Annotated in this window: 22 protein-coding genes; 5 read left to right on the forward strand and 17 right to left on the reverse strand. The window is 41.5% G+C overall.

What is annotated here, in order from left to right; genetic code table 11:
• Window positions 1-13: 13 nt before the first annotated feature.
• Together MHI46_RS17995 and MHI46_RS18000 are read left to right on the forward strand one after the other, a co-directional pair.
• Entirely contained in the window at window positions 14-328 is a 315-nt protein-coding gene (locus tag MHI46_RS17995) for a general stress protein (RefSeq protein WP_342503000.1), read from the forward strand.
• Window positions 329-453: 125 nt separating this feature from the next.
• Complete coding sequence (locus MHI46_RS18000; protein WP_024426411.1) at window positions 454-1,263, forward strand: bifunctional hydroxymethylpyrimidine kinase/phosphomethylpyrimidine kinase; 810 nt, start codon at window positions 454-456, stop codon at window positions 1,261-1,263.
• A gap of 49 nt (window positions 1,264-1,312) precedes the next feature.
• Here MHI46_RS18000 and MHI46_RS18005 read toward each other — a convergent pair whose 3' ends face one another.
• The 8 genes from MHI46_RS18005 to MHI46_RS18040 all read right to left on the reverse strand — a co-directional run bounded on the left by MHI46_RS18005 (window position 1,313) and on the right by MHI46_RS18040 (window position 10,619).
• On the reverse strand, window positions 1,313-2,386 hold the full coding sequence (locus MHI46_RS18005; RefSeq protein ID WP_251180955.1) for a chitobiase/beta-hexosaminidase C-terminal domain-containing protein: 1,074 nt from the start codon (window positions 2,384-2,386) through the stop codon (window positions 1,313-1,315).
• A 154-nt stretch (window positions 2,387-2,540) separates the two neighbouring features.
• On the reverse strand, window positions 2,541-2,795 hold the full coding sequence (locus tag MHI46_RS18010) for a hypothetical protein (protein ID WP_041087697.1): 255 nt from the start codon (window positions 2,793-2,795) through the stop codon (window positions 2,541-2,543).
• Between the two features lie 217 nt (window positions 2,796-3,012).
• Window positions 3,013-4,353 carry an MFS transporter gene (locus MHI46_RS18015; protein WP_251180954.1) on the reverse strand — a complete coding sequence of 447 codons (1,341 nt, stop codon included), beginning with the start codon at window positions 4,351-4,353 and terminating at the stop codon, window positions 3,013-3,015.
• A 165-nt stretch (window positions 4,354-4,518) separates the two neighbouring features.
• Window positions 4,519-5,607 (reverse strand): amidohydrolase family protein, encoded by a 1,089-nt coding sequence (locus tag MHI46_RS18020; protein WP_342503001.1) that lies wholly within the window; start codon window positions 5,605-5,607, stop codon window positions 4,519-4,521.
• Between the two features lie 726 nt (window positions 5,608-6,333).
• On the reverse strand, window positions 6,334-7,791 hold the full coding sequence (locus MHI46_RS18025; RefSeq protein WP_342503002.1) for a sucrose-6-phosphate hydrolase: 1,458 nt from the start codon (window positions 7,789-7,791) through the stop codon (window positions 6,334-6,336).
• 19 nt (window positions 7,792-7,810) lie between these two features.
• The gene (locus tag MHI46_RS18030) at window positions 7,811-9,199 is read right to left on the reverse strand and encodes a sucrose-specific PTS transporter subunit IIBC (protein ID WP_342503003.1); all 1,389 of its coding nucleotides are present in this window, start codon (window positions 9,197-9,199) and stop codon (window positions 7,811-7,813) included.
• Between the two features lie 255 nt (window positions 9,200-9,454).
• Complete coding sequence (locus tag MHI46_RS18035; RefSeq protein ID WP_260774993.1) at window positions 9,455-10,288, reverse strand: PRD domain-containing protein; 834 nt, start codon at window positions 10,286-10,288, stop codon at window positions 9,455-9,457.
• A gap of 52 nt (window positions 10,289-10,340) precedes the next feature.
• Window positions 10,341-10,619 carry a hypothetical protein gene (locus MHI46_RS18040; RefSeq protein WP_260774994.1) on the reverse strand — a complete coding sequence of 93 codons (279 nt, stop codon included), beginning with the start codon at window positions 10,617-10,619 and terminating at the stop codon, window positions 10,341-10,343.
• A 500-nt stretch (window positions 10,620-11,119) separates the two neighbouring features.
• Between MHI46_RS18040 and MHI46_RS18045 the strand changes: the two genes are divergently transcribed.
• Together MHI46_RS18045 and MHI46_RS18050 are read left to right on the forward strand one after the other, a co-directional pair.
• Window positions 11,120-13,546 (forward strand): S8 family serine peptidase, encoded by a 2,427-nt coding sequence (locus MHI46_RS18045; RefSeq protein ID WP_260774995.1) that lies wholly within the window; start codon window positions 11,120-11,122, stop codon window positions 13,544-13,546.
• Between the two features lie 81 nt (window positions 13,547-13,627).
• Entirely contained in the window at window positions 13,628-13,855 is a 228-nt protein-coding gene (locus tag MHI46_RS18050; RefSeq protein WP_260774996.1) for a hypothetical protein, read from the forward strand.
• Between the two features lie 11 nt (window positions 13,856-13,866).
• Here the strand turns inward: MHI46_RS18050 and MHI46_RS18055 are convergent, their stop codons facing one another.
• The 3 genes from MHI46_RS18055 to MHI46_RS18065 all read right to left on the reverse strand — a co-directional run bounded on the left by MHI46_RS18055 (window position 13,867) and on the right by MHI46_RS18065 (window position 16,996).
• Window positions 13,867-14,871 (reverse strand): LLM class flavin-dependent oxidoreductase, encoded by a 1,005-nt coding sequence (locus tag MHI46_RS18055; protein WP_064498921.1) that lies wholly within the window; start codon window positions 14,869-14,871, stop codon window positions 13,867-13,869.
• Between the two features lie 52 nt (window positions 14,872-14,923).
• Window positions 14,924-15,673 (reverse strand): oxygen-insensitive NADPH nitroreductase, encoded by a 750-nt coding sequence (gene nfsA, locus MHI46_RS18060; protein ID WP_151284907.1) that lies wholly within the window; start codon window positions 15,671-15,673, stop codon window positions 14,924-14,926.
• 111 nt (window positions 15,674-15,784) lie between these two features.
• Window positions 15,785-16,996 (reverse strand): FtsW/RodA/SpoVE family cell cycle protein, encoded by a 1,212-nt coding sequence (locus tag MHI46_RS18065; RefSeq protein ID WP_144516247.1) that lies wholly within the window; start codon window positions 16,994-16,996, stop codon window positions 15,785-15,787.
• 475 nt (window positions 16,997-17,471) lie between these two features.
• Between MHI46_RS18065 and MHI46_RS18070 the strand changes: the two genes are divergently transcribed.
• Entirely contained in the window at window positions 17,472-17,735 is a 264-nt protein-coding gene (locus tag MHI46_RS18070; protein WP_008345491.1) for a spore morphogenesis/germination protein YwcE, read from the forward strand.
• A gap of 77 nt (window positions 17,736-17,812) precedes the next feature.
• Here the strand turns inward: MHI46_RS18070 and qoxD are convergent, their stop codons facing one another.
• The 6 genes from qoxD to galT all read right to left on the reverse strand — a co-directional run bounded on the left by qoxD (window position 17,813) and on the right by galT (window position 24,878).
• Window positions 17,813-18,193: a cytochrome aa3 quinol oxidase subunit IV gene (qoxD, locus tag MHI46_RS18075; protein ID WP_007497818.1), complete on the reverse strand. Its 381-nt coding sequence runs from the start codon at window positions 18,191-18,193 to the stop codon at window positions 17,813-17,815.
• A gap of 1 nt (window position 18,194) precedes the next feature.
• Entirely contained in the window at window positions 18,195-18,812 is a 618-nt protein-coding gene (gene qoxC / locus MHI46_RS18080; protein WP_039182371.1) for a cytochrome aa3 quinol oxidase subunit III, read from the reverse strand.
• Window positions 18,812-20,770: a cytochrome aa3 quinol oxidase subunit I gene (gene qoxB, locus MHI46_RS18085; protein ID WP_007497822.1), complete on the reverse strand. Its 1,959-nt coding sequence runs from the start codon at window positions 20,768-20,770 to the stop codon at window positions 18,812-18,814. Before qoxB ends, qoxC begins: the two co-directional genes overlap by 1 nt.
• A 27-nt stretch (window positions 20,771-20,797) precedes the next feature.
• Window positions 20,798-21,754, reverse strand: coding sequence for a cytochrome aa3 quinol oxidase subunit II (gene qoxA, locus MHI46_RS18090; RefSeq protein WP_099663814.1), 957 nt, complete (start codon window positions 21,752-21,754; stop codon window positions 20,798-20,800).
• A 517-nt stretch (window positions 21,755-22,271) separates the two neighbouring features.
• On the reverse strand, window positions 22,272-23,354 hold the full coding sequence (locus MHI46_RS18095; RefSeq protein ID WP_058838479.1) for a M24 family metallopeptidase: 1,083 nt from the start codon (window positions 23,352-23,354) through the stop codon (window positions 22,272-22,274).
• Window positions 23,355-23,366: 12 nt separating this feature from the next.
• The gene (gene galT, locus MHI46_RS18100; protein WP_144468068.1) at window positions 23,367-24,878 is read right to left on the reverse strand and encodes a UDP-glucose--hexose-1-phosphate uridylyltransferase; all 1,512 of its coding nucleotides are present in this window, start codon (window positions 24,876-24,878) and stop codon (window positions 23,367-23,369) included.
• Window positions 24,879-24,912: the final 34 nt, after the last annotated feature.

Genomic DNA, 24,912 nt, shown 5'->3' on the forward strand with positions numbered 1-24,912 from the left:
AGGAGTGATGATCATGGAATATATCACGGCTGAGAATAGTAAAGAAGCGAAACAGGCCATCGACCACTTTCATTCATCGGGTTCAACAAAGGACGCTGTATTTGTTTTTGCGTACGACCCAGAACGCTCTGATACCGTAACGGAGTATACAGACGCCAAAAGCATGACTGCGGTCGATCAAGGGATTTTGGATCAAGTCGCCAATGTCATTCGCACCCGGGATGATGAACTGATGGACAAAATGATGTCAGTTGGCGCCGATCAAAAGTTAGCTTTAACCCTTTTAGACGAACTGAAAAAAGGGAAATTGGTGATTTGTAAAAGGTAAGAAAGAAAGGCGTTCCGAAGAGAGGAACGCTTTTTTATGCCGTTTCATTGTGATAAATGGAAAAGCTGATTATAATAAGGGATAGAACAATAACTGTTACACATCACATTGGAGGTTCAGCAACTATGTCTATGAATAAAGCACTCACCATCGCAGGTTCGGATTCAAGCGGCGGTGCAGGTATCCAAGCAGATTTAAAAACGTTTCAAGAAAAAAACGTCTACGGGATGACAGCTTTAACCGTTGTCGTTGCAATGGACCCTCATAATCATTGGGATCATCAGGTGTTTCCAATTGATACGGCGACGATTCGCGCGCAGCTCTCTACCATTGTTGAAGGCATTGGTGTAGATGCACTGAAAACGGGTATGCTCCCAACCGTCGACGTGATCGAGCTTGCAGCTGACACCATCAAAACATACGACCTAAAAAATGTCGTCATTGATCCTGTTATGGTTTGTAAGGGTGCGAACGAAGTCCTTTACCCAGAGCACGCGGAAGCATTGCGCGAGAAGCTCACGCCACTGGCAACCGTTATTACACCTAACCTTTTCGAAGCAGGTCAATTAAGCGGAATCGGCGAGATCAAAACGATTGAACAAATGGAAGAAGCAGCAAAACGCATTCACGAACTTGGTGCAAAATATGTGGTCATCACTGGAGGCGGTAAGCTAAGCGAGGACAAAGCCATCGATTTGCTTTATGATGGACAAACCTTCGAACGCCTTGAAACAGATAAAATCGACACAGAATACACACACGGCGCAGGCTGCACATTCTCAGCAGCAGTCACAGCTGAACTAGCGAATGGATCAGACGTGAAAGAAGCCATTTATGCAGCAAAAGAATTCATCACTGCTGCTATCAAAGGCTCTTTCCAGCTAAACGAATACATCGGACCAACAAAGCATTCTGCTCATCGTTTTGATAAATAAAACAGAAAAAAACCGATTCGCCTTGTTAGTAGGTGAATCGGTTTTTTGTTTATCGAAAGCTGCGTCTCTGTGCAAACAGCCAATCGGTTAAGCCTGGCGTCTCATAAGCAGGCGTCCATGATGCATGGTCATATCCATACTTGCTTGCGTACTCCGTATAAAGCGGCTGGCCGCCTGCTTTTTGAATAGCTTGAATTGTATTTCTCGCATAGCTGATAGGGATAATGGAATCATCTTCTGCATGAAATGCCCATATCGGCTTGTGTGCTAAAATTCCTGCCTTGCTTGGATCTGCACCCCCCGCAATAGGAATCATCGCTGCAAACAAACGAGGATATGTGATGTTCAACTGGTACGTGCCAAATCCACCTTGTGATAAACCCGTCGCATAAATCCTTTTCTGATCAATCTGATAAGAAGTTAACACATGCTGAAGGACATCATAAGCTTTGTGTAAATCCGGTGAAAATTGAAACACGTTTGTCAGATCGATTTCATTTTGCAAATTTCTTGTTAATGCAAAGCCTCCATCCACAGCATTTCGCGCCTGAGGGGCTAATACGTACGAAGGATGTTTCTTTTGGACTTCAGGGGAAGCCCATAAAACTGCACCATCATTCGCAAGTAACTGCTTTTGATTGTCTGTTCCCCTCTCACCGCCTCCATGTAAGAACAGGACGAGAGGATAGGCTTTACCCCTCTTACGATTTTTTGGAATATACAGCCGATAAGGCATTCCTTTGTATTCGAAAGATAAAAAAGATGATGCAATGTCCTCTCGTGTGACAAACCGATAATTGTATGTAGACGTGGAAAGGCGGTGGTTTTTCTTGTAGACGCTTACTTTTAAAGTCGTATCTGTTTCGATATGAATGGGCTTTTTGTACAACTGACTTTGAGTTGTCGGCTGGCTGCCATCTGTTGTGTAATAAAGAGAAGCTTTTTGAACGTGAGAATGCAGAGCTACCTCTTGTGAACGATAATATTGACCAGACGGGACTGAAGCAGTTGATGCAGCATACGACGTATGATTTCGGGCAGAAGAAATGGAAGGAAAAAGAAAACTCATAGAAAATAAGACAATCATAAAGGTGATCAGGCATTTCTTGGTTGTATGGTTCATATCGTTCCTCCTGTACATGCTCAGATGAATTTTTATTTATTATTTATCATGACAATAAGAATGTCAACGCTTTCATTCAAATTTCTGAATAATCTGACCGAAACAAAAAAGCATACCCGCAACCGAGTACACTCTTTTATCCATACATGAATGCCTATTTTTGCTGATCGGACTCTTTCGCCATTTTTCGAATAAAGGCTTCGATGGATTCAACAAATAAAGCATATTCTTTCATTTGTTTATACGTATCTGTCAGCTTCTCTTTCACTTCTTCCTGCTCTAAAGAAGGTTCACCGAGAATAGATTGAACTTGAATGAGCAATTCTTTATATTCTTCACGTTTATCTTCAACATGATCTGCCATTGTCTCCAAGCGTTTTCTAGTCGTCGGCTGCTGTTTTGAATTCAAGTAAACAACCCCTTTTTTGTCCTACCGCATTTGGATAAACGTCAGCCTCAGCTGTATATATTTTAAAATGATACCATAATTCCACCTGTTATCATATATGTAAAACGTCATCAAACCGCTTTAGGCCAACCTTGTATATACACGATATAGACCTTAAGATACAGGTTGATTTCACTAGAAAAAAGCAGATCATTGATCTGCTCAGATTGTAGACAAATTATTTTTCAAGCCGGATTTCCCCTATTTCCTTCTGACTCTTGAAGGCAGTTCTTTTTTGCTCAAATTTCATAGCTAATACTAATATGAAAGCTATTATTAAAATAATACTTAAGAAAATCAAACCGGCTTGCATTTTTCCTGTAGCATCTTTTAACCATCCAACTGCATAAGGGCCAACAAAACCTCCTAGACTTCCAATTGAATTAATGACTGCAATTCCAACAGCTACTGTGGCTGGACTCAATATCATAGTGGGCAATGACCAAAAAGGACCTTTAAAACAATACATGGCTGCCAATGATATGGTGATGAAAACCATTGCAATAAATGGATTGGATACCATTCCTACACTGAGTAACGTTAAACCAGCTACGAGTAATGGTAAAGCTGTGTGCATACGTCTTTCACCAGTGCGATCTGAGCGTCTTGACCAGTAATTCATGACGATTGAAGCAATAATGTAAGGGATTGTAGCAATGAAGCCGATCTGGGTGTTTGATAAATAACTAGATAAGCCTTTAATAATTTGGGGCATCCAATATCCAACGCCCAGTGTACCTGCAGTATATACAAAGTAAATTAAGGCGAGGTACCACAGTTTAGGATCAGTCAAGGCCGTCTTATGACTAGTTGTTTGTTGGCCTTTCTTTTCTCGTAACTCCTCGTCCTTTCTTAATTCTGAAATCAACCAATTTTTTTCTTCAGTTGTTAGCCACTTTGCTTGTTCTGGCCGGTCTGTTAAGTAGAAATATGTAACAAACCCTAAAATAACAGCAGGTGCGCCTTCGATAATAAACATCCAACGCCATCCAGGCACATTCATCCAATGAATATGATCAATAATTAAAGTAGAAACGGGAGCCCCTATAATATAAGAAACGGCGATTGCTGTCATAAACATCGCAATTGTACTTGCTCTTTCTTTAGCTCGGAACCAATAAGTAAGGTATAGAATAATACCTGGAAATAGACCTGCCTCTGCTATTCCAAGAAGGAATCTAATGATATAGAGCTGGGTAGCATTCTGAGCAAACCCAGTTGCCATAGAAATAATTCCCCAAGTAAAGAGTATCCTAGTAATCCAAACTCTTGCCCCAAATTTTTGCATTAAAATATTACTTGGTACTTCAAACAGAAAATAACCAATAAAAAAAATACCTGTCACAAGACCAAACATTTTACTTGTTAGTCCTAGTGCTTCATTCATTTCCAATGCAGCATATCCCACATTTGCCCTGTCTAGATAAGAAATAATATAGAGTAAAAATAGTAACGGGATAATTCTTCGTGTCACCTTTCGAATCGTCTTCTTTTCGAAATTCAATTGAGAATTTTCCAATCAAATTCCTCCTTTTAAAAAGAAATTTTGATAACGCTTACATTTATTTAAAAAATAAAGAGATACTCTTACGCTTCTGTAAGATGTGTAAGAGTATCTCCATTTACCCTTCTGTTGTTTCCTCAAGCACAGCGAACAAAATGAAATATATCTGTCAAAAAACGTTTATTTCCAACTAGAAACGCTCTCAATATCTGGTATACCGTTAAATATTAAGTGTTTCGGTTGATAATTAATGTTACCTAACACGGTTTCTCCATCTACATCAGGAAAAGCAGTCTCAGTAGAAGTAGAATCCAGAACCACAAGGTTATTTGGAGTAAAAGTAAAATCGTCAATTCCTAACAATTTAGGAGCTGTTACCAGAACGGTTCTAAAAGCTTCATCTAGAGACAGTCCACCTACAATCATTTTAGAAATGATGTAGCTCATGTTATAAACAGGGTGTTTTCTCCATGACGCGCTTGTTAAATCTGAACTGATCGTATCTGGTTTAATTCCCTCAGCTAAGCATTTATAAAAAACATTCCAATTAAAGTGTTTTCTACCGTGACCGATATCTAATACTATCCCTCTTTCTACTGCATCTAGAAATTCTTTTTTTACCTTCCCGGCAGTATTTAACACGTTTCCATCCCTTCCTTGAAATGGATGAGTGAGAATGTCCCCTTTATTAAAATATTGTGTTACCTCTTCAATATCTAGTTTAGTTTCAGTTAAATGAACCATCATTCGTAAATCAGTTCGATCGGCTGCTTCTCTTGCTAAGCGTAATAAAGACCGGTCAGTCGTTATATCCACCTGACCTAAGCGAATCTTAATTCCTAATAAACGATCATCAGCTAAAGATGCAACTTCAACTATTCGATCCAACGAAATACTTTCTGGCTTGGTTGGGTTAGGGTTGGGATGATTGGTTAGCCCTTCTGGTAAGGCTGATAACCAAGAACGAACTGTTAATGGGCTCTTTTCCCAATAACGATTTGCTTCCTCCCATCCGTCATAGCCAAAAGTACCTGCGTCCCCAACTGTCGTTACTCCTGAGGAGAGATATTGTTTATCTGTCACACCAATCTCCGCTCCAGGTGCCCATAAATGACAATGAAAATCGACTAGTCCTGGTACAATTACGCTAGATTCAGATAAATGAATATCCCTATCATCCTCATGAGTAACTGTTATTCTTGTAGACTTATTTGGAATGAATCCCTTTTCTGACCAAATAGAACCGCCTTTAAAATTCCATACTCCCATGCAAATACACCCCTTAACTTCATATTGATATAATAGATTCGTTTATTTAATTGTTGACAATAGCATCTTCTTTACATGCCTTGATAACATCCAACCACTGTGCTAAATCACTGACCAACATACACTTCTCTTCTTTTTGGATAGTGGAACAATCAACTAAGTGGTTCATTTCCATACACAAACAAATAAGACAGCGCTTTCAAAAATAAAATGAATGACGCAACCCTATCCCCAAAGGATTATCACGCACCTCAAAAAAATTTTTATGATTTATCCTATGTAATAAAAATTACTATTTTTTATATAAGAGTAATGTTTATTACCAATAATTTAAATGTATGTTATCACTCATGCTTAATAAAGTAAACATTTTTTATAAAGAACAGCAGATAAAGTAAAACGAACAGTGAAGCAAATGGGAAACGATCGTTTTCCGGAAAATATAATGGAATTGATGGCGAGGGATATATAGACGTTGTGATTACCATTGGTCCAAAAGTAAAAAAATAATGAAAATAAAAATTCCACTTATGACAGTGGAATAAAATGAGGATGCGGTATTGGGGTACCAAATTTCCCGCACCTCGCTTATTTGATAGAGAAATGTATTCATCAAACCTTTCTATCAATCGTGCAGACGGCTCTGAATCTCCCTTTTTTATATGCCGTGCTGTTTTTGGTTACTTTTAATTTCACATCATATTATCATCACTTGTAGGGTACGGATCAACGACTTGCTTCTTTTTGTAAATGCCATGTCTTCAATGTCAGCTTTGTTTCATTTCTTCCACTGATGGAGATCGATTTATTTCCCGGGGAAGGAAAGTAACGTGCAGTAAAAACTTCTCGGCCTCCGTTTACAAAAATCTCAATCGACGATGCATCAATAAAGATATGCAGATCGTGTAATTCCTCTATGACCGCTTCACGAACTTCTTTTGATCGATCTTCAAATCGATCCCGTTCTAATGTCAACTTCCCTTCCTCTTGATCATAGATGATCCGTGCAGCTGCACGGATACAGCATTCAAACCCTTTCTGTGTGTCAATTTGATCAATGAATACCTCTGCGCTCGTAATATCATCTACCGGGATAGAATGAACAGAACGTTTAATATGAAAAACATGCTCTTGTTCATTGGTCCGCATGGATTGAAGTTCACTTACTGGTTTTTGAATGAGATGTCCGTCATCATCTAAACGGAGCTCTCTCGGGATCGTGAGGCAGTGTATCCATTGATAAGAAATCGTCGGATGATGCTCTTCTCCTTGATCAGGCACCCCCATCCACCCGATTAAAAGACGTCTGCCTGATTCGTCTAGAAAGGTTTGCTGCGCGTAGAAGTCAAAGCCGCGATCCAGCTCCTCAAACGCTCCATGTGTATATTGATAGGTATGATCATCCAATCTTCCAACAAAATAGCCTGATTGATGGGTATTGTGATATTTTAAACCATCCGGCTTGAGCCCTTGCGGTGACACAATCAATACATCCCGGCCGTCTAATTCAAACAGGTCTGGACATTCCCACATATAGCCGAAATTGTCTAAACCATTCTTTCCACTGCCTGCAATCGTGCCTTGAAACGTCCACTTCTCTAATGTATCAGAGGTAAACAAAACAAGGTGTCCTTTCAGGTCTAAGCTTTGTGCACCAAGAACCATGTACCACTGACCATTCCTCTTCCATACCTTTGGATCTCTAAAATGGGCAGTGAAACCTTCCGGCAGCGTTGCCACGACACCTTTTTTCTGAAAGTGAATGCCATCCTCTGAAACAGCTAAACATTGATACGTCTCACGGTTCCCTTGTTCATCCCGAACGTTTCCAGTGTACATCACATGCATCAGCCCATCGTCTATAAATGCACTGCCAGAATAACAGCCGTTTTGATCAAACCAATCACTTGGGGCAAGAGCGGCTTCTTCGTGATGCCAATTCACTAGATCTGTCGATGTGTAATGACCCCAGAATTTTGCACCATGTCCCGTTTTGAATGGCTGCCACTGATAAAAAACATGATAAATTCCTTTCCACTGAATCAGCCCATTCGGATCATTTAAAAGACCGACTGGCGGCATTAAATGAAATTGCTGCCGGTACACATCCTTTTTAACCAAATGCTCATAGTTTCGAATACGTTCTGCTATCTTTTGACGAAGTGCTGCGTCAGTTGTTGTCATGACTGTGACCACCCCTTGATTATTTTTCGACTTCTTTTACTTTAAAAATGATGGTGAGAATAAATGAAACAGCAACAGCGATTAACATACCAATTACATAATTGACCACATTTTGAACACCGAATGGTGCTGCAATCGCAATCATCGGAATGCCTGTTAAACCATAAGCATTGGCGGCTACCTTCGTGAAAACGACAAATGCCCCGCCCAATGCGCCCCCGATCATCGCCGCAATAAATGGTTTACGGTAGCGGAGGTTTACACCGAATATGACAGGCTCGGTAATTCCTAAAAAAGCAGAGAAGGCAGCAGGAAGGGCAATTTCTTTTGTTTTTGCACGCTTGGCTAAGAAAAAGACAGCCAATCCTGCTCCGCCTTGCGCGACATTGGACATTGCCCAAATTGGCAGCAAATAGTTACGTCCAATATCATTCAGCAATCCTGCCTCAATCGCATGGAAGCTATGGTGAACCCCTGTGAGCACAATTAAAGAGTAAGCACCGCCGAAAATGAGTCCTGCTAAGAACCCTGCATGGTCATAAATAAGCGTCAGCACATTCGAAATTCCTGTACCAAGCATTCTTCCAAGCGGTCCAACTGCAATAAACGTCACAAATCCAGTTACAATCACCGTCACAAATGGGGTCACAAGTAAATCAATACTGTTCGGAACCACTTTTCTTAAATTCTTCTCAACAAGACACATGATATATACGGTCAATAACACTGGAATAACCGTCCCTTGGTAACCAAGAAGAGCAATATCAACATTGAATAAATGCATATATTCTGGTTTTGCTTCCGTCAATCCCCACGGATTAAGCAGATTCGGGTGAATCATAATTCCCCCAATGACGGCTCCTAAATATGGATTTCCGCCAAACTCTTTCGCTGCACTGACCCCAATTAAAATCGGCAAAATGATAAAGGCTGCACTTGAGAACATATCAAGCATTTGGAAGACCGCAGAGCTTGGGTCAGCCCATTTGAAGGCTTTCATCATACCTAAGAGACCCATTAATAAACCGCTTGCCACAATTGCTGGAATGATCGGTACAAAAATATTCGATAACGTCTTTGCAAAACGCGCAAGTGGATTCATTTTTTGTTTCACTGCTTCATCATGGCTGACAGGCTTTTGTTTCTCGTCGCCTGTCTCGAGACCAGTCTCACGAGCAAATGGTTCATACACTTTGTTGACAGATCCAGTTCCAAAAATCACCTGAAATTGCCCTGAACTTGAGAAAGCCCCCTTCACTCCTTCAAGTTCTTCAATAGCCTCTTTGTCAATCAAATCCTCATTTTTCACCACCAATCTGAGTCTTGTTGCACAATGTGTGGCACTGATGACATTTTCCTTGCCGCCTAACAGACTTGTTAATTCTTTGGCTGTTTTTTGATAATCCATGATGTCTCCTCCTTTTTTAAAACAAAAAAGACCTAAAATTCACCAACGAGTAAAGGACATACACGTCCCCTCGTTACGCAAATTTTAGGTCTTGCCTGCCTGACAGTCACAATCCCGCGATATCAAATTTTGATGACGCTTTCATCATAGTATAAGACTGTGACATGCGTCAACCTCTTTTTTCAAATCCAATGACCCATATACACTAATAAGAGTAGTGTGCATAAAAAAAGCCTGCATGCAGGCACGATCATTTTAAACCAATTCGGCTTCCTGCAGACGCTGGACATGCAGCGTGATGTAGCCGATCTCCGATTCAGGGAGATGAAGTCCATATTCATCTTTTAACAAATCAGCGAGTCCAAGTGCACACCGGTAAGCCGTATCATACTTTGTTTGGATAAAAATCAGCATGTCATCGTCCATGATTTGAAATGCCTCATTCAATTCCAACCTGCCTAATGCATACCTCAAATGTGTCACAAGCCGCTGATAGGAAATACTATCCTCATCAATTGAATGCTGAAAATAGCTTTCAATATGCTCGATCATTTCTTTGATCATCGTTGTATATTTCACGGTCTTTTTCATGGACTCCGTATTCATTTTGGCCGTATGAATATGAAGTGCCACATATCCTGCCTCATCGTCCGGCAGTTCGACCCCAAGCCGCTCCTTTACATAACGAATGGCATATTTTCCAATCTCATATTCCTGCTTATATAAGACTTTGATCTCACCAAGCAATTTATTATATAACACAATGCCTTTTTGAAGGCGTTCAATGGCGAAGGACAAATGATCAGTCAGTGATATGTGGATGTGATCACTGAGCGGCATCATGAGTTTACCTTCTGCATAACTGATGATATGCTCTGCCACCTCAATATGCGCTTCTGGCAATGTGGCAAGAATTTGTTTGAATTTCTCATTTTCTTCACGCACAACAAAGATTTTCTCTATTTTTTGAAGAGGAACGACGTCATTTTTCCCCTTCTGAAAAGCAATTCCGGGTCCCATCACAATTTTCTCCTGATCGCCCTCCTTTACAACCACTGCGTTGTTATTCAATATTTTATATATCTTCAAGGGGTATCCTCTCCCAGCAGATAACATTTCTTATGTGGGATTTTACCCTGTTTCACTTTTTCTGTAAAGGTAAGAGCGGACCAGCACGCGCCTCTCGCATCGTCTTCTCTTCAAGCATCATCAGACTTTGAGTCAACCGCTTCTCTGTCCTGCGTTTCTTCTTATGTTCTTCTGCCAGCTTTTCCAGCTCTCTCTCTTTCACTACTTGAAAGAATCCGGCATCCACCGCGGCCGCCTGAAACCCTTGCTGCTTCATCATCACACCAGGGTTCACAAGCACATTCATCATGAAACCAAACCATACGCTCAACCAGCTTTTTAATTTCTTCACTGAACATCCCTCCGCTTTTCTTAGAATCTAGCAGCTCTATCAAAACAACTGCTCCTATCATATCCCGAGAAAAAAGAGAGGTTTGTCACAATCTGGGTGAAAAAACAAACTAGTTTTCAGAAGTTTTGTTGAAAAGTGCAGAAGATCATCATGTGCCTAGATGTTTCATTGAAAATTTTATGCACACGCTATCCCAAAGATAAGCACACCTTATCAACAGAGTTTATCCACATATCAACACCCTCTCACTAGATTTTGTGTATGTAAATTTTTTATTTTCCATATATGTATCTTAATAATAGAGTTATCAACAGACATTTGTGAATAAGTGCGACTTTATAAACAAAATAGTTCTTTATAACTATGTAAAATAAGACCATTTTAGTAAAGGAATTGTTTTCAACATATTGAATACTTAATAACGGGCAGTGAATCTTTCCTATTTATCCACAAAAAGAAAGGCTATCTCCCTAAAAACACAGCTAGAAAGGGGAAAATTAATGAAAAAGGTCATATCTCGTTCTTCTGTTCTATTGTTCTCCACTATTTTTATTTTATCCACATTCTTTACCGGTCAACAGGCGGCTGCTGCTCCATCTAACAAAAAGGTGGAACTAGAAAAAGCAGAAATCTTCGGTGAAATCAATGTCAACTCGAAAAAACAAACCACTGTCATTGTTGAATTAAAGGAAAAATCCTTAGTTGAAGCCAAGCAAGACGGCGAAGCACAAACAAAAGCCTCCCTCAAAAAATCTCGAACAAAAGTAAAGAATGCAGCACTCAAAGAGGTAGATAAAGCGAGTGTTCGTCAAGAATATGAAAAAGTCTTCTCTGGTTTCTCTATGAAACTTCCTGCAAACGAAATCCCGAAGCTGCTCGCAGTTGATGGAGTAAAAGCTGTTTATCCGGATGTTACATATAAAACCGATGAAGTGAAAAAGGAAAGCATCCAGCTTCCAAACGAAGATGTCTCCCCGCTTATGGATAAGAGCGCTCCATTTATCGGTGCACCAAAAGCATGGGATGCCGGCTATTCTGGAAAAGGGGTCAAAGTCGCAGTCATTGATACTGGAGTAGACTATACCCACCCTGATTTAAAAGGAAACTTCGGTTTATACAAAGGCTATGATTTTGTTGATAATGATTATTCTCCGCAAGAGACTCCTAAAGGAGATCCTAGAGGCGAATCCACAGATCACGGCACACACGTCGCAGGAACGATCGCGGCAAATGGACAAATTAAAGGTGTCGCAAAGGATGCCACACTTCTTGCATACCGTGTACTTGGACCAGGTGGATCTGGAACAACTGAGAACGTTCTTGCAGGCATCGACCGGGCGGTTACTGACGGAGCAGATGTCATGAACCTCTCTCTTGGAAACAGTGTCAATAACCCTGATTATGCAACGAGCATCGCTCTCGATTGGGCCATGTCTGAAGACGTTGTCGCTGTTACATCCAATGGAAACAGCGGTCCGAACAACTGGACAGTCGGTTCACCTGGCACGTCAAGAGATGCCATTTCTGTCGGAGCAACTCAGCTTCCGTACAGCCTTTACAATGTGAAATTCCCGAACTATTCCACTGCAAAAGTCATGGGCTACTACCAAGAGAGTGATTTAAAAGCGCTTGACCAAAAACAAGTCACACTCGTCCAAGCTGGAATCGGTGACGAAAAGGTATTTGAAGACATCGATGTTAAAGGAAAGGTGGCCGTGATTGAACGTGGTGCCATTGCTTTTGTGGATAAAGTCGACAATGCAAAAGCAGCTGGTGCAATCGGCGTTGTGATGTATAACAATACCGATGGAGAAATCCCAGTCGATGTACCAGGTCTCGCACTTCCTACAATTAAGCTGTCAAAAGCTGAAGGAACAGCGCTTATCAAAGCCATTGAGGCTGGAAACAATACAACGGCTTTCTCCATTCAATTTGTCAAAGAACTTAGTGAGCAAGTCGCTGACTTCTCGTCCCGCGGACCTGTTGTGGATACGTGGATGATTAAGCCTGATCTATCAGCACCCGGCGTCAGCATTGTGAGTACGATCCCAACGCATGATCCTTCTCAGCCTTACGGATATGGTTCTAAGCAAGGAACAAGTATGGCTTCTCCGCATGTGGCAGGAGTAGCAGCGATCATCAAACAAGCAAAACCATCGTACTCAACTGGACAAATCAAAGCATTACTGATGAATACAGCAGAAAAACTGTTTGACGCAAATGGCAGCCCTTTCCCTCATAACACACAAGGAACAGGCAGCGTTCGAATCATGGAATCACTTCAAGCGTCTTCTATCGTTTCTGATGCGAGCTATTCTTACGGCACTTTCTTAAAGGAAAAAGGCGTTCAAATCAAAACGAAGAAATTCAAGGTAGAAAACCTTTCAAAAGCACCGAAAACGTATACCATTGATTACAAATTCAATGGCAGCGGCATTAGTACAAACGGAACGAAAAAAATCACCGTCAAAGGGAATTCCACTGGATCCTTTACTTCCGCAGTACAGGTGAATTACGGAAAAACCAAGAAAGGGACGTACCAAGGTAGCATAACCATTCGCGAAAATGGCAGAAAGGTCACGGAAATCCCCACTTTATTGATTGTGAAAGAGCCAGATTATCCGCGCGTCACTTCTGTTTCCGTAGAGCCTGACAACCGTGCTGGAAGCTATGTCATCAGCAGCTACCTGCCTGGCGGTGCTGAGAACCTTGCATTCCTTGTCTACTCGACAGATGGAGAGTATTTAGGTGAAGCTGGTGTTTATCAACATGTTGATAAAGGAGAGCACCGCGTAAAATGGAATGGCACGATCAATCAAGGCCAGAAGCTTGAAGCTGGTGAGTATACAATGCTTGCGTATGCAAGTTTGAAAGGAAAATCAGATACCGTACAAACGAAGGAACCTTTCGAAATTTACCCTGAATAAATGTGAATCACAAGAAAAGCCTTGTATGAGCGGATAAGCTCATCAAGGCTTTTCGATCATATATGGAGGAAAGAGAAACTCATGTTGATATGGCTATGGATCGTTTCTTTTTTTACTGCTTTTTTTCTGACGATCACCTTGGTTTATTTACTAACTTTTTTACATACGAAGCAGCCTCGTCCTTTTCATCAAGCATGCGAGCTGACTGTTTATGCTTCCTGTATCTACCCGCTCAGCCTGCTGGTGTCAGCCGCCTTCTTCTTCACTATGATGCTGCTTTTCCCCTTTTACTGGCTGCGTGGACGATAAATATACATACGTTATGCATCAAAGGCTTCTTTTAATAAACGATACGATGTGAGCCGGTCTTGCATGTGATGTGTGATGGTCACAGCGATCAATTCATCTGTCCGATAAGCCTTGGCGAGTGTGGTCAGCTGCTTTTTCACAGATGCTGGTGTTCCAACGACCATCCTTTGACGATTGGCAGCCACTCGTTTTTGTTCATATGGACTGTAAGAATACGCCTGTGCCTCTTCATATGAAGGAAAGCCTTCAAGCTTCAGCCCCTGTTCATTGGCAAGTAAAGATAAATCTAAGCTGACAGCTAGTTTTTCTGCCTGCTCCTCTGTTTCAGCACATAAAACAAAGACTGCCAGACTGACACGTGGCTTATCACCGAATACTGAAGGTTCAAACCGATTGATATATTGCTCTACAGAATCTTCTCCGCCTTCACCATTAATAAAAAGAGCAAACGTGTAGCCTGCACCTGCTTTCGCCGCAAGCCTTGCACTCCCTCCAGAGGAACCGAGCATCCAAACTTCTGGCACGGTCTCTACCTTCGGAGAAGCAGTCAAATGAGGCAGCGGGTAAAATTCATCCGCTAAATCGTGTAAATACACCTTCAATTCTTCTACTTGCTCAGGATATTGATCACCTAAACGCTTTCGCTCCCCATGATGAAGGGCAATAGATGAAATGGGCATACCACCAGGGGCACGTCCAATCCCAAGATCAATTCTGCCAGGAGCCAGCGCTTCGAGAACCCTGAAGTTCTCTGCTACTTTATAGGCGCTATAGTGGGGAAGCATGACGCCGCCCGAGCCAATGCGTATATGCGACGTAACGGCTGATAAATGGCCGAGAAGCACCTCTGGACTTGATCCTGCAAGCCGATTTGAAAAATGATGCTCTGATACCCAAAAACGGTGATAACCCCACTTTTCCGCCTGCTTCGCTAGTTCAACCGTCTGCTTCAAAGCCTCAGCAGGCGTAGCACCTCCTATCAAAGGAGATTGATCCAGTATACTTAATTTCATCATGCTGCACCTCTTACAGAAATCCCCCTCTCTCAAGCGAAAGGGGGATTCTTATTTATTTTCGATTAAAGCCCTTCTCTTTCACAAATTCTCCAAGGAAGGCACGCTTTGGCTGGCTAAAGCCTCGCAGCATCTGCTCAGACCAAGTATCTTTTCTCTCGCCGTTTGTTCGTGCTTCATAATATGCGGAAATACGATCGTCATATTCTTTTAAATAACGATCCACATACGCTTCATCTTGCTGATATGAATTTTCATGATATATGAGTTCAACTGGCAGCCGTTCCTTTTGAGACGACTGATTAGCTGGATGGCCAACAGCCAGACCGAATAATGGCAGCACATAAGATGGCGTTTCAAGCACTTCAGAGACTTCTCTCAGCTGGTTACGCAGTCCGCCAATATAGCAGATTCCAAGTCCCATTGATTCTGCGGCAACACTGACATTTTGTGCAGCCAATGCCGCATCGATGACGCTAATGAGAAAGGCTTCTGTATTCTCAAGCGCCTCCTGATGATTCTTCCCTGCTTTTTTTGCAATATGATCATGGCGTTTCAAGTCTGCACAGAAGACAAAGAAATGCCCATTCTTCTCAACGTAAGGCTGATTCCCAGCCAGTTCAGCAAGCTTGGCCTTCTTCTCCTGATCTGTTACACCAATAATACTATACGCCTGTACGTAGCTTGATGTTGAAGCAGCCTGTGCACTTTTGATCAGTGTCAGCACCTCTTCTTCTGTCAAACGCTCGTCTGTAAACGAACGAATGGATCGATGATTTAATATGGTTTCTATCGTTTTGTTCAACTCGAAGACCTCCTTGACTTCTTCTATCATAAAACAAAGACATAGGGCTTTTCAAAAATTAAAACTCGCAATAAAAAAAGACAGCCTATACTTAGACTGCCCTTACCCGTTTTATTTAAATAAATAACTTTGATATTTCGTTAATTGAACGCTTGCGTTATAGGCGATCCCGAATCCAATCAGAACGGACAAGACAGAGCTCCCTCCAAAACTGATAAATAAGAGCGGAATCCCTGTTACAGGCATCACGCCTATGTTCATTCCAATGTTCTGGAACGTATGGATCACAATCAAGGCTGTATATCCGACGCAGAAGAATGACGCAAATCGGCTATAAGGATGTATTCGGTCAATCAGTACGACCAGCCGGTAAATCAAGAAGAAGAACATGATCACAACAAACGCACAGCCGATAAAGCCAAAGGCTTCACCTATAATGGAGAAAATCATATCCGTTTGTGCTTCAGGAACATAGACCTTTAAGTTTTTAATGCCGTTCCCAAAAATCTGACCTGCACCAATGGCCATAATCGCCTGCTCTACTTGATATTTATCAGATCCAGATGCATCCTGCGTCTGTGCTTGGTTGGCTGCCGAAGAACTATCAGGCAGCCAAGCGGTAATACGGTTGATCTGGTACTGCTGAATGCCTATTGTTTTCGCAAAATCAGGGAATAAGATGATTACGGCTAAAATAGAGGCAACTAAAAGCACAACCACTGAGCCGATGAGTGAGATCAGTTTCCAATTGACCCCTGATAAAAATACCATCACCACAACAATAAACATACAAACAGCCGCAGTCCCTGCATCCTGCAAGAAGATCAGTCCAACTGGTACAGCCGCCACCCCGGCAATTTTTAATAGAAGGAAAATATCATCCTCTAATGTACGCTTTCCTCTAGGTGTAGACTTTCCAATGACAGATGCGAGCATCATAATCAAACCAATTTTCATGAACTCTGAAGGCTGAAATGTCCCTATTCCTGGCAACACAAACCAGCTTTTTGCACCATTTTTGATTGGAGCAAAATCATGACCCCCGATTTGTGCAGGAGCGACTTTAAGAAGAATTAACAGCATAATGCCGCCTATAAATATATATAAGCTCAGTTTCTCTAATTGCTCTAAGTCAAAATAATTAATAGCAACAATACATATAACTCCGACCATATAGTATATGATCTGCCTCGTCCATGCATTAGATCCATACTGCCCAAATTGACCCGCAGCATAAATCGCAATGACACTGATGGCAAAGAAGGCTAAAAATATAAAAATCAAATCTCCTTGATAGTAAGGAGATGTATTCTGCTTGTTCATGAACTAACCACCCTTATTACAAAACATAAAAGCCCTTGTTTATATTAGATTGAAATTTTCACAAAATCAACTCACCTTAAATATGACGGAAGATACATCCGAAAGGTTCCATTCAATTTTCAAAAAATGAAATACTTTTCATCCTAACAATAGGAAAAAATTCCTCTATACACTTTTCATTCAACCGATCTCAAGTCCTTTAAAAAGTTTATTTTACAGATTTTAAGGGGAAAATTCAATGACCTATGTGGCGATATGACAAGTAAACATCAGATGAGATAGCTGCACTGAGGAATGAGGAATAAAACCATTTTGTATGGAATAAGGCCCATTTTCCAATTATTACGTTTACTTCAAAGTCAATTGTGGTATAATACCTGTAACAAAATGTTCACAATATCTCCTAAAAACAGACACAATTGCATCCTGACCTCTCATTTGATTTGAACATCAACTTACAAAGGAGTTGGATACGATGGATATGTTCTTTGCGTACCTATGTATTGCAACGGCTACACCCCTGTTTTTATGGCTGGAAAACAGAAAGATTGCATTAGCCTCTATTCCACCCATTATGATTATGTGGATTTTCTTCGGTCTTTACATGACAAGCAGTTTATCTCCAGCAGGACATACCTTCATGATCGCATTCTTTGCCATTAACGTGATTTTGGCTCACATTGCAGCGTTCCTCATCTACGGACTTCCATTCATTCGCAAAAGATTCAGCAGCAGATAGATATCGCCCAACTATTGGAAGCGTTATCACCATTATGATAAAAACCACTCACCTTTAAGAGATGAGTGGTTTTTTTATTATTTCTCTGAATGCTCAGACTGCTTTGGTGCAGACGGTGAATAACCGTCTTTACTGTTCTCTCCGTGGCTGTAGTGAGCCGCAAAGATCCAAACAGATCCGATAACGAAGATAATCGCACAGAACAGACCAAACAAAGTATTTCCGACTTGAACAGTTCCGTTCTCGCTCTCTGTCATGTGCATAAACATGAACAGCTGCAAGAATGCTTGAATGAACGCAAAACCAAAGATAATCCATAGTTTTGCGGAACTGCCAATTTCAGCTCCAATGGCAATCCAGAATGCTAAGATTGTCAGCACAATGGATAGGATGAAGCCAACTACGTGTTTCCAAGGGAAGTGTTCGTGCTCTGCTGAGGAATGTGTTTTTCCAGCCATATCACAAAAGCCCCCCTAATCCGATCAAGTAAACAGCTGTGAAGATGAAAATCCATACAACATCAAGGAAATGCCAGTATAGACTTGAGATGAAAATCTTCGCTGCTGTTTGTGGAGTTAATCCACGTTTTTTAATTTGGAACAAGATTCCGGTAATCCAGAAGATACCGATCGATACGTGTAGTCCGTGAGTTCCTAAGAGTACAAAGAATGCAGACCAGTACGCACTTGTATGGATGCTCGCACCCTCATGTACATAATGGAAGAACTCAAAAATCTCAAATCCAACGAAGCCTGCACCTAGAAGCAGTGTGAGAATCGTCCAGATGACAACCCCTTTTGTACTTCCACGGCGCATTTCATGAACGGCAATCCCACATGTAAATGAACTAACCAATAGCAGGAATGTCATGATCAATACAAGTTTCATATCAAACAGCTCAGCTGGTAAAACGCCACCAGCTGTTCTGCCATGTAGAACAAAGTAGGTCGCAAAAAGTGTTGAGAATAACACGATTTCCGCGCCAAGGAATATCCAGAAACCAAGGATGTTTAAACGTCCGGTTTCAGAGCGATATTCAAGCGGTGCATTTGCATAGCTGCTATCATTATGTCCCATTACTTCTGCGCCTCCTTATTCTTTTTCTCTGTTTCGATTACTTCTTCAACAGGAATATAGTAGCCATCGTCATATTCGAATGAACGTAAAATCATCGTTGCGAATACACCGATTAAGCCAATAACGCCAATCCAGTACCATTCAAATACAAGACCGAATGCACCAAGTCCAAAGAATGCAGACATGATCAACGGTCTGCCTGAATTGTGCGGCATGTGAATTTTCTTGAATTCTTTTTCAGGATGAACGTCTACATTGTTTTGCTTCCAATGATGGAATGCATCTGGTGTTGTCACTTCTGGAAGTGCTGCAAAGTTATAATGCGGCGGAATTGCAGAAGATGTCGCCCAGTCAAGTGTACGTCCTTCTCCCCAGCTGTCTCCAGACACTTCACGTTTTGCGTGTCTCCAGCTGTAGTAAATGTTGTAGCAAAGGATGATGAATCCGATACCCATCATAAATGCACCAATTGTTGAAATAAAGTTTAGTGCAGTCCAGCCATCTTCTGGTCCATACGTATAAATACGTCTTGGCATTCCTTGCAGTCCTAAGAAGTACTGCGGGAAGAAACAGATGTTAAATCCGATCATGAATACCCAGAAGAACCATTTGCCGATTCTTTCGTTTAACTTGTAACCAAACATTTTTGGATACCAGAAAACAAGACCAGCAAAACAAGCAAATACAGTACCTGCGATTAATACATAGTGGAAGTGGGATACAAGGAAGTACGTGTTATGGTACTGGTAATCCGCAGCTGCCATCGCAAGCATAACCCCAGTTACACCACCTATTACGAAGTTCGGAATGAAACCAAGTGCCCAAAGCATTGGTGATGTAAAGCTGATACGGCCTCGATACATCGTAAAGAGCCAGTTAAAGATTTTCACACCTGTTGGTACAGAAATCGCCATTGTTGTAATCGAGAAGAATGAGTTAACCGCTGCACTGTTCCCCATTGTAAAGAAGTGGTGAACCCACACAAGGAAACTAAGAACAGAGATTGCAACAATCGAGACAACCATCGCTTTGTAACCAAACAACTGCTTTCTTGAGAACGTCGCAAAAATTTCTGAGAAAATACCGAAAGCCGGCAGGATAACAATATATACCTCAGGATGTCCCCAAATCCAGAATAGGTTCGCCCAAAGCATCGGCATACCGCCTGCTTCGAGTGTAAAGAATGCAGAACCGAATAAACGATCAAATGTCATAAGTGCTAAAGCAACTGTTAGTACAGGGAATGCAAAAACGATGATGACAGACGTAATCAATGTTGTCCATGTAAACATTGGCATACGCATAAGTGTCATACCTTTTGTACGCATTTTTAAGATGGTCACCATGAAGTTAATACCTGTCATAAGTGTACCAATACCTGCAATTTGGAGCCCGAGCAAGTAGTAGTTCTGTCCAGGTCCTGGTGAGAAATCATTTCCGGCGAGCGGCATGTAACTCGTCCAGCCTGCACTTGGTGATCCTCCAATAACGAAGGATATGTTGAACAGCATTGCTCCGACCATGAATGTCCAGAAGCTAAGGTTGTTCAAATAAGGGAATGCAACGTCACGTGCACCAATTTGAAGAGGAACAACGACGTTGATTAAACCAATTAAAAATGGCATCGCCATGAATAGAATCATGATCGTACCATGCGTTGTAAAGATTTCATTATAGTGGTTTGAATCTAAAAACGTATTATTAGGAAGCGCCAGCTGCGCGCGCATCATCAGTCCGTCTACCCCACCGCGGAAGAACATAATCACAGCAGCAAGGATATACATGATTCCAAGCTTTTTATGATCAACTGATGTCAGCCATTCTTTCCAGAGCCATTTCCACTTTTTAAAGTAGGTTAAAACAAACACGATGGCAATGGAGGTAAGAGCGATAGAAATTTGCGCACCAAGAATTAATGGGTCTCCAGTTACAAAAAACTCATCCCATTTTAAATGCATAACGGCCTCCTCCTTTCCTTAGTCAGTTTATTCTGTTTCTAATTTTCTTTTATAGTTCTTCACATTCTCGAAAGGATCTGTCTTGGAATGCGGAGAAACTGCTTGGTAACCTAAACGTTTGCGTGCTTGGAGTGCATATTCAGAATCCTCTCCATGCTTCGCAAAGGATAAATGTGTTGATGAGAATGTCTGCACATCTGCAGCATCAGGAAGCATCAAGTAGTCATACGTTTTCTTCGTTAACTTCGGTGCTTCTTTCTTTGTTTTATTTACCCATTTATCATAGTCAGACTGCGTCATCGCATTGACTTTGAATTTTTGCTGAGCAAAGCCCTCGCCTGTGAAGTTGGCGTTTCTTCCTTGATATGTGCCAACTTGATCAGCTTGAAGGTATTGTTCCATCTCCATTCCAGCCATCGCATACTTCTCCCCGCCTAGCTGAGGAATCCATAGTGATGCCATTGTATCAGCGGAAGTGATTTTGAATAAAACCGGCTGATCTTTTGGAATGTTTAAGTAGTTCACTGTCTCAATATTTTCCTCTGGATAGCTAAAGATCCATTTCCAATCGACAGCTGTCGCATAAACGACAAGAGGATCTTTATGGCTTGTTGCTTGAGGTGCCTCTTCCAAAGAGTAAATTGTTTTTACAGTTGGAACTGAAAGGGCAGCAACGATTAATATTGGGATCACTGTCCAGACAACTTCTAGAAGCGTGTTCCCGTGTAGTTCTGGGTTATAAGAGGCGTTTCCAACGTCCTTACGCTCACGGTATTTAACCAAAATGATGGTAAACATTACAAATACCGCACCAACGATAAAGAGCATAAATCCGATAGATAAAAGGATTAAGTCTTTTTGTTGTGCTGCGACTGGTCCTTTAGGATCTAAAACAGCGATATTGCTGCAACCTCCTAATACAAAAACACTCACGAGCATCGCTAATAAAAGCATAGGTTTAATGGCTCTGAACAAGAAGATCACCATCCTTCCTTAGATAATGTATAAATTGCTGAATAATTGTGAAAAGCCATCTGCCTTCGAAAACTTTTCTTCCCTTTGTAATGCTATCAAAATCTGTTAGAGTTAGCTTCCCTTTTTTCAAAAGTTCATTTATTTTTCAACAGATTTCTTTTAAAATGTCATAAATTCGACATAAATTTATATTATTGCACACACAATAAATTTCTAGGATTTTGAAAAGTTGAGAGTTGAAGGCAAAGGACAAACAATCAAGAACTTTGTCAAATTTAGGTTTACCACAATAAAAAAGTTTGGTCAAATTTCAATTTAACTTAATGAAATTTTATCTAGGTAAACAATTTCGAAATAGGTATCCCCACATTTAACAAAAACCTTACTTATTTTAACGCAAGTTGATAAGAAAAGAAAGTATCGATCCTCTGACTATACGCTGTAAGAATTGGTAATCATGTTGAATATGTGGAATCCCACTTAATGACTTCCAGCAAAAAACCGGCTTAGCGCCGGCATTCTGCAATTATTCATCTCTTACTAAAATATCAGGGCGCCTATAGATGTCCCCTTCATGTTCAACGTCAATGTATGTCCACTTGCCTGTATAGGTTAAAAAGCGGTTCCCCTCTTTCTCTACGACCATCGTATCCTCTGATTTCAATCCAGGCAATGAAGGGTTCCATGTAAACACTTGCTGCAGCTGAATTTCTTCCTTAGATGAAGGAACTGCTATAATTTCTCTAGATACAAAGCCCGTTTTTCCTCCTTGATGAAGCTTTTTCCAGCTATCAGGGAAGCCTTCTTTTTCATACTGAGCGATACCTGCTTTCATCACGTCTCCCAAAGTCTTACCGGGGCGCGTAGCGGCATTCATGACCGTGTCAATTCGTGCCAGCCGCTCTTTGTTCTCTTCAAGCTCCTGTGGAAGCTGACCGAAGTAAACAGACCTTGTGACATTGGCCACGAGTCCATGCCGTTCAGCGCAAAGGACAACAAGCGCATGCTTTTGAAGTTTTTTGTCTGTTGGAATTGGATGACGGTATTGATGAATCCGGTCATCTGTTGCTACAAGCAGCACTTCAATCGTCATTCCCTGCGCGATCGCTTTTTGAGCCGCAAGCGAAGCGATTTCGTACTCCGTCTGTCCTGGAACGATTTCTTTACAGACACTCTCTACAATGACCGCTGTTTCATGACAAAGCGTTTCATACTGGCGGAGCTGTGATGCAGAAAGAATGGATCGAACTTGCGACAAATCCGGCTCAACCGATTCGAATCCATCCATTTGAATGTCTGATCCGATTCGTTTGTCTTTTGTGAGTGTTTGAATGTGTGCCGTATCATCCTCAAACCAATCCATCGTCACCACTTGAAATGGGTGATCGATATACGCCATCTCTTCTTCAATGATCCGCTTTTCTTCCATTTGATTCACAATGAGGACGATGTCGTCTTTTAACACAAGCAGCTTGCACACGCCCTCTGGTGTATTTAACACGATATGATTTCTTCTTCCTCCTGTCAGCCAGGAGAAGTTATTTCGCTTTTGAATTAAGACACCGTCGAGCTGTTTTTCTTCCATTATTGTTCTTACTTGTTCAATCATCTAATCACCTGCCTATATGAGTGTATGAATGAAACGTTTAAAAGCTGTTTTCCCTTGCTCGGTTCTTTTAAACACACCAGCCTGTGAGAGAATTCGAGAAAAAATCATGCCGACTTCTTTTTGTAAAATGGCTTCTGTATTGTCCTCTGTAAAGGTTTTCTCTTCAAGCAGACGCTTTGCCCATGCTTCATGTTTCGTGATAGCAGGACGGGCTTTGATTTCTACAAGGGGGTTTTGGGATAACAGCGCTTCTTTTAATTGGCTTAATTCCTCTGCTAATCTACCAGGAAGAACTGCAAGACCCATCACTTCAATTAATCCGATATTCTCTTTTTTAATATGATGGACTTCTTCGTGCGGATGGAAAATTCCGTCCGGGTGCTGCTTGTTTGTACGATTATTACGCAGCACTAGATCTAATTCATAGTCATCTCCATGTCGGCGTGCAATTGGTGTAATGGTATTATGCGGCGTCTCCCCTGTATGAGCTAGCAGCTCCACTTCTTCATCTGAATACATTTTCCACTCGTTTAAGATAAAGTCAGCGGCGTCTGCAAGCGTCTGCCTATCGCTGCTTCGAAGGCGGATCACAGACATCGGCCATTTCACAATCCCGGCCCTCACATTCGGAAAGGCACTCAGAGAAAAAACATCTTCAAGCTTCGCTTTCGCCATCGGAAATTCATGCGCACCGCCCTGAAAATGGTCATGACTTAATATACTGCCCCCGACAATCGGAAGGTCGGCGTTCGATCCGATGAAATAATGCGGGTATATATATATGAAAGAAAGCAATCGTTCAAAGGTCTTTTTGGTGATACTCATCGGCTCATGTTCGCCTTTGAACACAATGCAGTGCTCGTTGTAGTACACATAAGGTGAAAATTGTAGAAACCAAGATTCATCTGTGAGTGTCACAGGAATAATCCGGTGATTCTGTCTCGCTGGATGGTTGATCCGTCCCCCAAACCCAACGTTTTCTTTACAAAGCAGACAAAGAGGATATTGCTTTTGACTAAGTTTTTTGGCTTCAGCGATTGCTTTTGGGTCCTTTTCCGGCTTCGATAGATTAATTGTGATCTCCAGCTCGCCATCATCTGTTGGTGTAAACCACTGAACATTTTTGGCGATTCTGCCTGTATGAATATAGTGTGCGTGCTGCTGCATTTCATAGAACCAGCTTGTAGCCGCCTCTGGTCCTTCATGCTGGCGTTTCTCTTCAAACTTCGCGTAGATGACACTTGGAGGCGCCACCAAGCATCCCATGATTTTCGCATCTAGTAAATCGCGATAAGTATCCGTCCCCTCAGGGATAAGGCCAGTCTCTACTGCCCAATCCAGCATTGGCATTAAGATGTCTTCAAGTTCCGCATCCCCTGAGACTGTTCTTGCCTCAGCTTCATCCAGCCCAAGCACCTCAAGCAGCCGATTTCTCGTATAATCGATATCTAGTGGTGTAATCAGCTCTTGGTTGACTCCGTATTGAATCAGCTGTTCCAGTTTTTCAAAAATATCTACCGCCATTCTCTCTGTCCCCTCTCTTGCCTGCCTGTTACGC

Origin of the sequence: Bacillus sp. FSL K6-1000, assembly GCF_038630785.1 — a bacterium.
Lineage (GTDB): Bacteria > Bacillota > Bacilli > Bacillales > Bacillaceae > Bacillus > Bacillus safensis.